Source organism: Streptomyces sp. NPDC026062, assembly GCF_055568375.1.
Window position 1 is genome coordinate 122,105 of record NZ_JBVHOQ010000018.1, and the last position, 12,825, is coordinate 134,929.

10 protein-coding genes and 1 riboswitch are annotated in these 12,825 nt (G+C 70.6%); of the genes, 6 read left to right on the forward strand and 4 right to left on the reverse strand.

The window, feature by feature from the left end; translation table 11 throughout:
- The first annotated feature begins 22 nt into the window (after positions 1–22).
- The gene (otsB, locus tag ACZ4LX_RS18600) at positions 23–958 is read left to right on the forward strand and encodes a trehalose-phosphatase (protein ID WP_467645312.1); all 936 of its coding nucleotides are present in this window, start codon (positions 23–25) and stop codon (positions 956–958) included.
- On the opposite strand, the gene ACZ4LX_RS18605 is transcribed toward otsB, so the two are convergent.
- Together ACZ4LX_RS18605 and ACZ4LX_RS18610 are read right to left on the reverse strand one after the other, a co-directional pair.
- Positions 935–2,326, reverse strand: coding sequence for an alpha,alpha-trehalose-phosphate synthase (UDP-forming) (locus ACZ4LX_RS18605; protein WP_467645308.1), 1,392 nt, complete (start codon positions 2,324–2,326; stop codon positions 935–937). The two genes, otsB and ACZ4LX_RS18605, sit on opposite strands and share 24 nt — an antisense overlap.
- Before the next feature lie 53 nt (positions 2,327–2,379).
- The gene (locus ACZ4LX_RS18610; RefSeq protein ID WP_467645304.1) at positions 2,380–3,339 is read right to left on the reverse strand and encodes a glucosyl-3-phosphoglycerate synthase; all 960 of its coding nucleotides are present in this window, start codon (positions 3,337–3,339) and stop codon (positions 2,380–2,382) included.
- A gap of 152 nt (positions 3,340–3,491) precedes the next feature.
- Positions 3,492–3,618, forward strand: a riboswitch (SAM riboswitch).
- Between the two features lie 17 nt (positions 3,619–3,635).
- Here ACZ4LX_RS18610 and thrC point away from each other — a divergent pair.
- The 4 genes from thrC to groL all read left to right on the forward strand — a co-directional run bounded on the left by thrC (position 3,636) and on the right by groL (position 8,073).
- A complete protein-coding gene (gene thrC, locus ACZ4LX_RS18615) occupies positions 3,636–4,946 on the forward strand; it encodes a threonine synthase (protein ID WP_467645301.1) in 1,311 nt (436 codons plus the stop codon).
- 40 nt (positions 4,947–4,986) lie between these two features.
- Positions 4,987–5,265 (forward strand): MoaD/ThiS family protein, encoded by a 279-nt coding sequence (locus ACZ4LX_RS18620; RefSeq protein ID WP_467645297.1) that lies wholly within the window; start codon positions 4,987–4,989, stop codon positions 5,263–5,265.
- 448 nt (positions 5,266–5,713) lie between these two features.
- Complete coding sequence (locus tag ACZ4LX_RS18625) at positions 5,714–5,920, forward strand: cold-shock protein (RefSeq protein ID WP_003967346.1); 207 nt, start codon at positions 5,714–5,716, stop codon at positions 5,918–5,920.
- Between the two features lie 530 nt (positions 5,921–6,450).
- Positions 6,451–8,073 carry a chaperonin GroEL gene (gene groL / locus ACZ4LX_RS18630; protein ID WP_467645293.1) on the forward strand — a complete coding sequence of 541 codons (1,623 nt, stop codon included), beginning with the start codon at positions 6,451–6,453 and terminating at the stop codon, positions 8,071–8,073.
- Positions 8,074–8,308: 235 nt separating this feature from the next.
- Here groL and ACZ4LX_RS18635 read toward each other — a convergent pair whose 3' ends face one another.
- The gene (locus ACZ4LX_RS18635) at positions 8,309–9,106 is read right to left on the reverse strand and encodes a TetR/AcrR family transcriptional regulator (protein ID WP_467645287.1); all 798 of its coding nucleotides are present in this window, start codon (positions 9,104–9,106) and stop codon (positions 8,309–8,311) included.
- Positions 9,107–9,212: 106 nt separating this feature from the next.
- Here ACZ4LX_RS18635 and ACZ4LX_RS18640 point away from each other — a divergent pair, with 106 nt between their 5' ends.
- Positions 9,213–10,904 carry a CocE/NonD family hydrolase gene (locus tag ACZ4LX_RS18640; protein WP_467645282.1) on the forward strand — a complete coding sequence of 564 codons (1,692 nt, stop codon included), beginning with the start codon at positions 9,213–9,215 and terminating at the stop codon, positions 10,902–10,904.
- A gap of 32 nt (positions 10,905–10,936) precedes the next feature.
- Here the strand turns inward: ACZ4LX_RS18640 and ACZ4LX_RS18645 are convergent, their stop codons facing one another.
- A complete protein-coding gene (locus tag ACZ4LX_RS18645) occupies positions 10,937–12,787 on the reverse strand; it encodes an eCIS core domain-containing protein (protein ID WP_467645277.1) in 1,851 nt (616 codons plus the stop codon).
- Positions 12,788–12,825: the final 38 nt, after the last annotated feature.

The following is a 12,825-nucleotide window of genomic DNA, read 5'->3' on the forward strand; positions in this document are numbered from 1 at the left end:
CAGCCGCCGGTAGGCTCGGGCCATGGGCAGCCACTCGCACACCCCATCTCTGCCGGACCCGGCCACCCCCGCCGGCCAGGAGGGCCTGGCGGCGCTCCTCGCCCGGCCCGACCGCGCTGTCATCGCACTCGACTTCGACGGAACGCTCGCCGACATCGTCCCGGACCCCGAACAGGCCCGTGCCCATCCCGGCGTCGTCGAGGCACTGGCCGCACTCGCCCCGAAGGTCGCGTCGATCGCCGTGATCACCGGCCGCCCGGCCGGTGTCGCGGTCCGCTACGGCGGCTTCGCCGGGGTCGCGGGGCTGGACCATCTCGTCGTACTCGGCCACTACGGCGCCGAACGCTGGGACGCCGTCACCGGCACCGTCCGCGCCCCGGCACCGCACCCCGGCGTCGCCGCTGTGCGGGCCGAACTCCCGGGCGTACTCGACAGGTTCGACTCCTGGCGCGGCACCTGGACAGAGGAGAAGGGCCAGGCGCTCGCCGTGCACACCCGCCGCGCCGCCGACCCGCAGGCCGCCTTCGAGGCCCTGCGCGGCCCCCTGGGCGAACTCGCCGCCCGCCACGGCCTGATCGTCGAGCCGGGCCGGCTCGTCCTGGAACTGCGCCCCTCCGGCATGGACAAGGGCGTGGCGCTCACCCGGTACGTGCGCGAGACCGGCGCCGGATCCGTGCTCTACGCGGGTGACGACCTGGGCGATCTGGCCGCGTACGCAGCCGTGGAGAAGCTCCGCACCGAAGGCACCGAAGGCCCCGGCGACACCGAAGGCACCGGCGACACCGAAGGCACCCACAGCACCAAAGGCACCCACAGCACCAAAGGCCCCGACACCATCCCCGGTCTGCTGGTCTGTAGCGGCGCGGAGGTGCCCGAGCTGGCCGAACGCGCCGACCTGACGCTTCCCGGGCCCGGGGCCGTCGTGGCGTTCCTGTCAGCCCTGGCGCAACGCCTCTAGCTGGTCCAGGAACCACTGCTGCGGCGGCAGCGCCGTGCCCGCCGCGGCCAGCCGCTCCGTGCGGGCCGCCCGTTCGTCGTCCGCCATTGTCAGCGCCTCGTGCAGCGCGTCCGCGGTGGCGGACACGTCGTACGGGTTGACCGTGATCGCGTCCGTGCCCAGCTCCTCGTACGCCCCCGCCTCGCGCGACAGCACCAGCGCGCAGCCGTCGTCGGAGACGACCGGGACCTCCTTGGCGACCAGGTTCATCCCGTCCCGGATCGGGTTGACGAGCGCGACGTCCGCCAGCCGGTACGCCGCCAGCGAGCGCGCGAAGTCGTCCTTGACGTGGAGGACGACCGGGGTCCAGTCCGCCGTCCCGTAAGCCGAGTTGATCGCGTCGGCGACGCGCTGCACCTCGGCGGTGTACTCCCGGTAGACCGCCAGGTCCTGGCGTGAGGGGTAGGCGAACGCGATGTGGACGACGCGCCCGCGCCACTCGGGCCGCTCGTCGAGCAGGGCGCGGTAGGCGAGCATCCCCCGGACGATGTTCTTGGAGAGTTCCGTACGGTCCACCCGCACGATCGTCCTTCGGCCGGGGCCCACCTGCTCCCGCAGCGCCGCCATCCGCTCGTCCACATCCGCCTCGTGGGAGCGGCGGCGCAGGAAGTCCGCGTCGGCGCCGAGGCCGTGCACCCCGATCCGGGTGTGGCCGGTGCCGCCGAGGATCTCCGTACAGCAGCCGATGAACGCGTCCGCCCAGCGGCGGGTCAGGAAGGCCGCCCGGTCGGCACCCAGGATGCCGTGCAGGAGCTGTTCCGCGATGTCGTCGGGCAGCAGCCGGAAGTAGTCGACGGGCGCCCACGGGGTGTGCGAGAAGTGGCCGATCCGCAGATCGGGGCGGAGCTCGCGGAGCATGCCCGGCACCAGCGCCAGGTGGTAGTCCTGCACGAGGACCGCCGCGCCCTCGCCCGCCTCCTCGGCGAGCGCCGCGGCGAAGGCCCGGTTGTACGTCTCGAAGGAGGCCCACTGCCGCCGGAACTCCGCGTCGAAGACCGGCTCGACGGGGGTCTGGTAGAGCATGTGGTGGACGAACCAGAGCACCGAGTTCGCGATGCCGTTGTACGCGTCGGCGTGCACCTCCGCGTCGATGTCGAGCATCCGGATGCCCGGTTCCCCGACCCCGCGCCGCACCGCCTCGCGGTCACCGTCCCCGAGGGCGGCGCAGACCCACATCTTGTCGTCCACCGCGCTCAGCCCGGAGACGAGCCCGCCCCCGCCGCGCCGCGAGTCGAGGGTGCCGTCCTCACGCAGCGTGTACGAGACCGGCCCGCGGTTCGACGCGACGAGGACCTGGGCAGCGGGCTGAGGGGCGTGCTCGGAGACCATGGGCGGAATCTAGCCCGATCACGAAGCGCCCAAACGTGCGAAGTCGGCCGGGGTCACGCCGCACGGCGTGAAAGGTACTCCTCGATCTCCAGCATCGGCGGCCGCTCCTCCGTGTCCACCGGGTACGTACGCGGGACGAACCCGTGCTCGCCGCGCTCGAACTGCGTCAGCGAGGGGCGGACCAGATGTCCCCTGGAGAGCCGCAGCTGGGCGGTGCGGTAGATGGCGGCGGCCATCCGTCCGAGCGCCTGGCCGTCCTGGTGGCGGTGGATCCTGACCCCGACGTCCACCTGCGCGAGCGCGTCCAGGCCGACCGTGTGCAGGGAGTCGACGAGCAGGCCCAGCTCCACTCCGTAACCGACCGGGAAGGGCAGCCGCTCCAGGAGCGAACGGCGTACCGCGTACTCGCCGCCCAGCGGCTGGACGAAGCCGGCCAGCTGCGGCCAGTGCAGATTGAGCAGCGGCCGGGCCACCAGCTCGGTCACCCGGCCGCCCTGCCCGGCCGTGCCGCCGAGCGGACGGTCGTACATCGCCTTGACGAACTGCACATCCGGATCGGTCAGCAGCGGGCCGACGATGCCGGAGACGAAGTCGGCCGAGAAGTCCTTCAGGTCCGCGTCGACGAAGCAGACGATGTCGCCGCTGGTCACCAGGAGTGACCGCCACAGCACCTCGCCCTTACCCGGGGTGGCGGGGATGCGGGGGAGGATCGCGTCGCGGTGGACGACCCGGGCGCCCGCCCGGCGGGCGACCTCGGCGGTGGCGTCCGTCGAGCCGGAGTCGATCACCACGAGCTCGTCCACCAGCCGGACCTTCTCCATGAGCTCGCGCCGGATCGTCGTGACGATGTCGCCGACCGTCTCCGCCTCGTTCAGCGCGGGCAGCACCACACTCACGCGCGGCCCCTGCACGCTGCTCCCGAAGCCGTTTCTCGCGTCCAGCAGAAGGTCCAGCGGACGGTCGGCGGCTGACCAGGAACGCCTGGTCAGCCAGCGTTCGACCTCTTCCAGCACGGTCGATACTCCCTGTATGTGATCCATCTCGCGGTACGGACGGCTATCTCAACAGTCCGGTGCTTCGGTTACAGTCTTGAACAACGCAGATGGCCGTCGCATGCCGGGGTCATCCGCCGATAAACGCCTGGATCCATGATCCAGTGCCACAGCGCTCATCCAGAGGGACAGAGGGAACGGCCCGTTGAAGTCCCGGCAACCCTCCCGCCGACCGCGAGGTCAGGTGGGGAAGGTGCCAATTCCGTCTCGTGACGAAATGCGTCGCGAGGAAGATGAGGAGAAAGGGCCTCGCCATCATGGCTGTTGAGACTGCCGCACCCGCCACATCTGCCGCAGCAAACGCCGAATCATCCGTGGACCTCGGTCCCGCCGCCGCGCTTTCCTGCCGCGAATGCGGAGAGCGATTCGCACTCGGTCCCATTTTCGCCTGCGCGTCCTGTTTCGGGCCGCTCGAAGTGGCGTACGACCTGCCGAGCGGCTCCCCGGACGAGCTGAGGAAGCGCATCGAGGCCGGCCCGAACAACATCTGGCGCTACGCGCCGCTGCTGCCGGTCCCGTCCGATGTCGCGGACAAGCCCAACATCAACCCCGGCTTCACCAAGCTGGTCAAGGCCGACAACCTCGCCCGCGAGCTGGGCGTCACCGGCGGTCTGTACGTCAAGGACGACTCCGGCAACCCGACGCACTCCTTCAAGGACCGCGTCGTCGCGATCGCCGTCGAGGCCGCCCGCGCCTTCGGATTCACCACTCTGTCCTGCTCCTCCACCGGCAACCTCGCCGGCGCCGTGGGCGCCGCCGCCGCCCGCGCCGGACTGCGCAGCTGCGTGTTCATCCCGCACGACCTGGAGCAGGGCAAGGTCGTCATGGCCGCGGTGTACGGCGGTGAGCTGGTCGGCATCGAGGGCAACTACGACGACGTCAACCGCTTCTGCTCCGAGCTCATCGGCGACCCGCTCGGCGAGGGCTGGGGCTTCGTCAACGTCAACCTGCGCCCGTACTACGGCGAGGGCTCCAAGACGCTCGCCTACGAGATCTGCGAGCAGCTCGGCTGGCGGCTCCCCGACCAGATCGTCATCCCGATCGCGTCCGGCTCCCAGCTCACCAAGATCGACAAGGGTCTCCAGGAGCTGATCAAGCTCGGCCTGGTCGAGGACAAGCCGTACAAGATCTTCGGCGCCCAGGCCGAGGGCTGCTCCCCGGTCTCCGCCGCCTTCAAGGCCGGTCATGACGTCGTCCGCCCGCAGAAGCCGAACACGATCGCCAAGTCCCTGGCGATCGGCAACCCGGCCGACGGCCCGTACGTCCTGGACATCGCCCGCCGCACCGGCGGCGCCGTCGAGGACGTCGACGACGAGCAGGTCGTCGACGCGATCAAGCTGCTGGCCCGCACCGAGGGCATCTTCGCCGAGACGGCGGGCGGGGTGACGGTCGGAGTGACGAAGAAGCTGATCGAGGCCGGTCTGCTGGACCCGTCGCTCACCACTGTCGTCCTGAACACCGGGGACGGCCTCAAGACACTGGACGCGGTGGCCGCCACCTCGCAGGCGAGCGCCACGATCCGCCCGAGTCTGGACGCCTTCCGCGCCGCCGGGCTCGCCACCGGCTGAGAAGCTTCCGACCACCCCGAGACTTCAGGAAGGGCACACCATGAGCGTCAAGGTCCGTATCCCCACCATCCTCCGCACCTACACGGGCGGCCAGGCCGAGGTCCCGGCCGAGGGCACGACCCTCTCCCAGGTCATCGCTTCCCTGGAGAAGGACCACCCGGGCATCGCCGCCCGTGTCCTGGACGACCAGGGCAAGCTGCGCCGCTTCGTGAACGTGTACGTCAACGACGACGACGTGCGTTTCGAGGGCGGCCTGGACGCGGTCACCCCGGACGGTGCCGGCGTCTCGATCATCCCGGCCGTCGCCGGCGGCTGCTGAGCCCGCGGGTCCGGGCCCTTCGGCAAGGGCCGGCCCGACTTCACCGTGTCACCTGAATTGCCCCCTCCGCGAGAGAAGCGGAGGGGGCAATTCTGCATGGTTGAGCGCGGTAGGGTGAGGGAAGTCCCCTCCGCTGCCCGCGCCGCCCGCATATGAGAATGCGCCTGGCCGCGACAAGATGCAGCCAAAGTACGTGAGCACCTTGCGCCATAAGTCGCCTTTGCCTGGTCGGACTTGCCCTGGATTCCCACGAAATCCCCATATTGGGGCGATCGAAACGGCTCAGAATTCTCGTCCGATTGACCTGTTGCAGAGGGCAGTTGGGCAGATACATTCGGCCGCGGTCGAGGCGTTCCGGCGCACGAACCCTCTCCTGTCGGAGGGTGAGTTCTGACCCGGGTCCGCGAAGTGCGGTCCCGTGCAAGGGCCAGTAATAGGGGAGTTGGGCATGGCTCAGGGCACCGTCAAGTGGTTCAACGCGGAGAAGGGGTACGGCTTCATCGCGGTCGACGGTGGTGCGGATGTTTTCGTCCACTACAGCGCGATCCAGATGGACGGGTACCGCACCCTCGAAGAGGGTCAGCGAGTTGAATTCGAGATCTCGCAGGGCCAGAAGGGGCCGCAGGCGGACATGGTCAAGCTCGCCGTCGGCTGAGCCCGCCGGCCGCGAAACAGTCGGCCAACGACACTACTCACGCACGGAGGGCCCGTACCCCACAGGTACGGGCCCTCCGCGCGTCCGGGCCCGGACGCTGTGCGTGCCGTGCTCCGGCGCGTATCCGGCGCGTACCCGGCTCTCTGTGCGCTCCGTGCGGTCCGGGTGTGCCGTGCGGTCCCGGGTGCTCCGCGCGGTCCGTGCGTCTGGGTGCTCCGCGTGCTCCGGCGCTCCGCGGGTGCCGGGCCGCTTCCGTCAACCCCTTCACGGCTGTCCCTGCTCCGGAGGGTGACGCCCGCACCGTCCGTCGTCCGGCCGCCACCGCCCAAGGAGCCAGAGGCGCTTGCACTCGAAGGGGTCGAGTGCTAATTATTGGCTTAGCACTCTCTGGGTGAGAGTGACAGAAACTTGGACCGGGCCGGTGAGGCCCGCAGGTCTCCGGGGCAAGGAACCGGCAGACACGCAGGCCGTCCGTCGCGGGCGCCACTCGGTCCGGAGAAATCCACCCCTGTCCGGGAGGACCACTTCATATGGCCAAGATCATCGCCTTCGACGAGGAGGCCCGGCGCGGTCTTGAGCGCGGCATGAACCAGCTCGCCGACGCCGTCAAGGTCACCCTCGGCCCCAAGGGCCGCAACGTCGTCCTTGAGAAGAAGTGGGGCGCCCCCACGATCACCAACGATGGTGTCTCCATCGCCAAGGAGATCGAGCTGGAGGACCCGTACGAGAAGATCGGTGCGGAGCTGGTCAAGGAGGTCGCCAAGAAGACGGACGACGTCGCCGGCGACGGTACGACCACCGCCACCGTTCTCGCTCAGGCGCTCGTCCGCGAGGGCCTTCGCAACGTGGCCGCAGGCGCCAACCCGATGGCCCTCAAGCGGGGCATCGAGAAGGCCGTCGAGGCCGTCTCCGCCGCTCTCCTGGAGCAGGCCAAGGACGTGGAGACCAAGGAGCAGATCGCTTCGACCGCCTCCATCTCCGCCGCTGACGCCCAGATCGGCGAGCTCATCGCCGAGGCCATGGACAAGGTCGGCAAGGAAGGCGTCATCACCGTCGAGGAGTCCCAGACCTTCGGTCTGGAGCTGGAGCTCACCGAGGGTATGCGCTTCGACAAGGGCTACATCTCGGCCTACTTCGCGACCGACATGGAGCGTATGGAGGCGTCGCTCGACGACCCGTACATCCTGATCGTCAACTCGAAGGTCGGCAGCGTCAAGGACCTGATCCCGCTGCTGGAGAAGGTCATGCAGTCGGGCAAGTCCCTGCTGATCATCGCCGAGGACGTCGAGGGCGAGGCGCTCTCCACCCTGATCGTCAACAAGATCAAGGGCACGTTCAAGTCCGTCGCCGTCAAGGCTCCGGGCTTCGGTGACCGCCGCAAGGCCATGCTCGCGGACATCGCCATCCTCACCGGTGGCACCGTGATCTCCGAGGAGGTCGGTCTCAAGCTGGAGAACGCCGGCCTGGACCTGCTCGGCCGTGCCCGCAAGGTCGTCATCACCAAGGACGAGACGACGATCGTCGACGGCGCCGGTGAGAGCGACCAGGTTCAGGGTCGCGTCAACCAGATCCGTGCCGAGATCGAGAACTCCGACTCGGACTACGACCGCGAGAAGCTCCAGGAGCGCCTGGCGAAGCTCGCGGGCGGCGTGGCCGTCATCAAGGCCGGCGCGGCCACCGAGGTGGAGCTCAAGGAGCGCAAGCACCGCATCGAGGACGCGGTGCGCAACGCCAAGGCCGCCGTCGAGGAGGGCATCGTCGCCGGTGGTGGCGTGGCGCTGCTCCAGGCCTCGGCCGTCTTCGAGAAGCTCGACCTCACGGGCGACGAGGCGACCGGCGCCAACGCCGTGAAGCTCGCGCTGGAGGCCCCGCTCAAGCAGATCGCCGTCAACGGTGGTCTTGAGGGTGGCGTCGTCGTGGAGAAGGTCCGCAACCTGCCGATCGGTCACGGCCTCAACGCCGCGACCGGCGAGTACGTCGACATGATCGCCGAGGGCATTCTCGACCCGGCGAAGGTCACGCGCTCCGCCCTGCAGAACGCCGCGTCCATCGCCGCGCTCTTCCTCACCACCGAGGCCGTCATCGCCGACAAGCCGGAGAAGGCCGCTGCCGGCGCTCCGGGCGGCATGCCGGGCGGTGACATGGACTTCTGATCCTGACGGATCGGTAGTTCCCGCACAGCTGTAGACGACACCGGCCCCCGGGGAGCAATCCCCGGGGGCCGGTGTCGTTTTCGTATGCCCCTGCGCGCCCGCGCCCCGCCGGACGCGGAAGGGCAAGGCCGCGCTGTCCCGTTGCGGTTGCCGGTTGCCGGTTGCCGGCTGCCGGCTGCCGGCTGCCGGTGGTCGGCTGTCGGTTGTCAGCGGTGCGGGTCAGCGGCCAGCGGTGTCAGTCCGCGTCGAGGCCGTCGACCAGGCGGTTCAGGAAGCGGGTGAACGTGGCGTCGGGGGTGACCGGGCGTCCGGCGGAGGCCAGGGCCTCGGCCAGCTCCGGATGGTGGCCGTCCGCCGCGACAGCGGCGAGGTAGAGCGCCTCGGCCTCGGCCCGGTCCGGTGACAGGGCGGCCTCGGCCTGCGCCACCTCATGCGCCACATGCCCGGCCACGAACGCGGTGAGCTGGGCGAAGACCTCCAGCCGGGCGCCGCCGTCGAGACCGCTGGGCCGCAGGGCGGCCAGGGCGTGTTCCAGGAAGGCGAGAGTGCGGGGCCCGAGCGTCCGGCGGGCGGGCACGGCGGTGGCCAGCCAGGGGTGGCGGAGCATATGCGCGCGCTGGAGGCGCCCGATGGCCTTGAGATCGGCCCGCCAGTCGCCGGTGAGAGGGGCGGCGGCCGGGGGTTCGCCTTCGGAGGGTGCGGGGGCGGCGGCCGGGGGTTCGCCTTCGGGGGCGGTCGCGGCGGTCGGGGCGGACGTGAGGAGTTCGCCGTTGACGTGGTCGATCATCAGGTCCAGCAGCGTCTCCTTGTCGGGGGCGTAGCTGTAGAGCGACATGACTCCGGCGCCCACCTCCGCGGCGACCCGCCGCATGGTGACCGCGTCGATGCCCTCGGCGTCGGCCAGGGCGACGGCCGCCACGGTGATCGCTTCGCGGCTGAAGGCGGGCCTGCGCCCCCGGCGGGGCCGGTCCGGGGTCAGCCAGAGTTCTCGGGGGTCCACGCCGGTGGCGCCGGATCCCTCTGTACGGGTCACGATCCTGCCGTTCCCTTCCTCACAGCTGCTCCTCCTGTCGAGGTCATCCAAGCATCGTCTATTCTCGTACACAGTACGAGAATGACTTGAGCGATGGAGGCGAACGATGACATCACGCACGCACGACGCCCTGCCGAAGCCCGCCTGGACGCCGTCGGCCGCGAAGCCCCCGCTCTCCGCCCGGATGATGCGGGCCACCTGGCGCAACCTGCCGCCGAAGCGCCACCGGGCCGGCTGGGAGCCGGGGCTGAGCGTCCCCGCCGCCGACGGCAGCCCCCTGATCACGGACCACTACTTCCCCCGCGCCGAGGGCGACTTCCCCACCCTCCTCGTGCGCTCGCCCTACGGCCGGGGCGTGCCCTGGTCCCCCCAGTACGGGATGCTCTTCGCCGAACAGGGCTTCCACGTGATCCTTCAGAGCTGCCGGGGCACCGGCGGCTCGGGCGGCACCTTCGACCTCTGGCGCAACGAGGCCGCCGACGGCCTCGCCACCGTTGACTGGCTGCGCGAACAGCCCTGGTTCAACGGCACCCTGGGCACCGTCGGACCCAGCTACCTCGGCTATGTCCAGTGGGCGCTCGCCCTCGACCCGCCGCCGGAACTGAAGGCCATGGTGGTCCAGGTCGGCCTGCACGACCCGTACGCCCTCTTCCACACCGACGGTGTGCTCCAGCTGGAGAACGCGCTCGCGGTCGGCGCCGGTATGACGTACCAGCACCAGGGCATGGGGCCGTTCATCAAGGCGACGCTGCGCCTCAAGCGCCACCTGGGCGACATCGTCGACGCCCGTCCGCTGCGGGGTGCGTACGCGGCCGGACTCGGGCAGGACGTGCCCTGGCTCGACGACGTGACGGCGCACCCGGACGCGGACGACCCGTACTGGCATGGGGCGTCGGCGGGCCGGGCGGCCGAGCGGCCGGGCATCCCCACCGCCCTGGTCACCGGCTGGCACGACATGCTCGTCGGCCAGACCTTCCAGCAGTACGCGCGACTGCGCGCGGCGGGCGGCGAGGCCTCCCTGCTCGTCGGCCCCTGGACCCACACCTCAGCCCTTCAGCAGGGCTGGCCCGAGGTGTTCGCCGAGAGCCTGGCCTGGCTCCGCGCCCACCTGTGCGACGACCCCTCCCAGCTGCGCCCCACCCCCGTACGCGTCCACACGGGCGGCGCGGACGCGGCCTGGCAGGACCTCGACGCCTGGCCGCTCACCCCCGCCACCACCTCGTGGTTCCCGACCGCCGACGGCCATCTCACCCGGCAGCCGCCCACCGACACGGCCGCCCTGGCCACCTTCCGCCACGACCCGGCCGACCCCACCCCCTCCCTCGGCGGCCCCCTGCTCTCCGGCACGGCGGGGGCCCGGGACAACGGCATCCTGGAGTCCCGCGACGACGTCCTCACGTTCACCGGCCCGGTCCTGACCGAACCCGTCACGGTGCTGGGCGCGGTCTCCGCGCGGATCAGCGCGTCCACGGACACCGGGCACGGGGACGTCTTCACCCGGCTGTGCGACGTGGACGCGGCGGGGCGTTCCACCAACGTCTGCGACGGGTTCGCGCGGTTGCGTACGCCGGGCGAGGACCCGGCCCGTGTCACCGTCCCGATGGGCGTCACCGCGTACCGCTTCGCCGCCGGGCACCGCATCCGCTGGCAGCTGAGCGCGGGCGCGCACCCGCGCTATGCGCCGAACCCCGGCACGGGCGAACCCCGTTGGGACGCAACGGAGTTCGTGCCGGTGCGGGTCACCGTGCACGCCGACTCCGCGCTCGTGCTGCCGCACGGAACGGACGAGCGGAGCTGACTGGGACGTGGCCCGTCGTGATCTAGACGGCCCTAGGCCATCGCCTCCACCAGCACACGGGGCAGGAAGGTGGAGGTCGGGACGCCGACCTCCACGCAGTAGTCGGTCAGCTTCATTCCGGCGGCGTCGGTGTCGAGCTTCCGGTTCCTGTAGATGGTCTGGCTCACCCGGTACCGGCCCCCGCCGATGTCCTCGACGGGGAGCGATCCGGCGTATCCGTCCAGAGTGAGGACCCCGTTGTTGACGTGGCCGCCGTCGGGCAGGCCGAACTCCACGTTCGAGCCGCTGACCTGGGCGCCGGGGAGGAGGTCGGAGACCGCCACCTTCTCCTTCGTGACGACCGTCTCCTGTGCGGTGTTCAGCTTGAAGTAGATGAACGAGCCCTTGATCTCCATGGGGTGGATCGGCTGGCCGAAGTAGAAGAACTTCGTCTTCTCCTCGTTGTGGGAGATCCCGGTGTACCTGCCCCTCGTGATGTCGTCCATCCGCATCATGAAGTAGGTGTAGTCCCGCATATGGGCCCGGCCCAGGGCCTCGGCCAGCCGGTCCACCTCGGCCACCGAGGTCACCTCGGTCCAGGCACTGGCGTCGAAGGGACGCGGGGTGGCGTTCACGGTGATGTTCAGGATCTCGCGCAGGAGGCGAGCCTGCTTCTTCTGGTCCCTGTCCCTGTTCGCGGTTTTCAGCTCGTCCCCGAGAGCGGTGAGGTTCGCGAACCGGGCGTCGCCGAGCGGGGAGAAGCTCTGGCCGTCGTAGTCCGTGTCCTCCCCGCTGCTGGTCGGTTCCGCGCGGAGGCTGGTGCCGGGGCCGAGGAACTGGTTGCCGCCCTGCCACTCGTAGAAGGCGTAGCGGATCTCGTTGAGGTTGTTCCCCAGGAACTCGGCCGAGTCGCCGCCGCCCGTCCTGACCAGCGCGGCGCGGAACCTGGTCCTGAAGTCGTCCCGGTTCATGTGCGCCGGGATCTCGACCTTGAGGTTGTCCAGCATCGTGTCGGTGATCACCTGGGGAACGGCCTGGCGCAGCAGGGTGGCCCGTTTGTCGCCGCCCACGGAATCCAGCGCGCCGGTCAGCTGGGAGTGCGCGACCACGTGGTGCGCGGTCAGTTCCCACCCGTTGTGCGCGCCGCCGTCGGCGTGGGGGTTGTTGCTGCGCATCCGCTGCACGGACGGTTCGCCGGAGCCGTGTGCGGGTGCCGTGGCCTCGGCCGCCGTACGGGCCGGGGCGCTGCCGGACAGGACGCGCGTCGCGTTCGCCTCCGCCTCGCGTTCGAACCGGTCGGAGGGGTCGGAGACCCGCAGGCCGCCGCCGTTGTCGCTGCCGCTCACCGGTCCCTGACGCTGCTGGATGACATGGGTCAGCTCATGGGCCAGCGTGTGCCGGTCGCCTCCTCCGTCGCCCAGCACGATGTGGCTTCCCGAGGTGTACGCGCGAGCGCCGATCGCGGCGGCGGAGGTACGGGCGGCGCCGTCGCTGTGAATGCGTACGTCGGTGAAGTCGGCGCCGAACCGGGCCTCCATGTCCGTACGGACTCCGCTGTCCAGGGGCTTCCCGGCGGAACGCAGCACGTCATGAACCGCTGAGCGCTGCACGTCGTGCACGGCGGAGGGCCGCATGTCGTCGTGGACGGCGGAGCGCTGCACCGAGGCAGGTCCGCCCGGCTCGTGCCCGCAGCCGTCGCCGTGCCGGTGCGTCTCCTCGGCCCCGGGGTGGCCCGCCTGCCGCAGCAGCTGGACCACGGCGGCGTTCCCCGCCGCGCGCGGAAGCGGCAACAGCCCTTGGGGGGCTGCGTTCCCGGCCGCCTCCGGCGTACGGGAAGGCTTGTGCGCCCTCGCCCGGTCGGGTCCGGCTTCGTCGTGGGCGGGCTTGGAGGCGTGCGGGCGCATCCGGGTGACCTTCCGGGCTGGGCAGGGTGAACGTTCCC

Bases quoted from the DNA above. Each gene is read 5' to 3' on its own strand.
- otsB (WP_467645312.1), top strand. From the start codon at position 23: ATGGGCAGCCACTCGCACACCCCATCTCTGCCGGACCCGGCCACCCCC.
- ACZ4LX_RS18605 (WP_467645308.1), bottom strand. From the start codon at position 2,326: ATGGTCTCCGAGCACGCCCCTCAGCCCGCTGCCCAGGTCCTCGTCGCG.
- thrC (WP_467645301.1), top strand. From the start codon at position 3,636: ATGGCTGTTGAGACTGCCGCACCCGCCACATCTGCCGCAGCAAACGCC.
- ACZ4LX_RS18620 (WP_467645297.1), top strand. From the start codon at position 4,987: ATGAGCGTCAAGGTCCGTATCCCCACCATCCTCCGCACCTACACGGGC.
- ACZ4LX_RS18625 (WP_003967346.1), top strand. From the start codon at position 5,714: ATGGCTCAGGGCACCGTCAAGTGGTTCAACGCGGAGAAGGGGTACGGC.
- groL (WP_467645293.1), top strand. From the start codon at position 6,451: ATGGCCAAGATCATCGCCTTCGACGAGGAGGCCCGGCGCGGTCTTGAG.
- ACZ4LX_RS18640 (WP_467645282.1), top strand. From the start codon at position 9,213: ATGACATCACGCACGCACGACGCCCTGCCGAAGCCCGCCTGGACGCCG.
- ACZ4LX_RS18645 (WP_467645277.1), bottom strand. From the start codon at position 12,787: ATGCGCCCGCACGCCTCCAAGCCCGCCCACGACGAAGCCGGACCCGAC.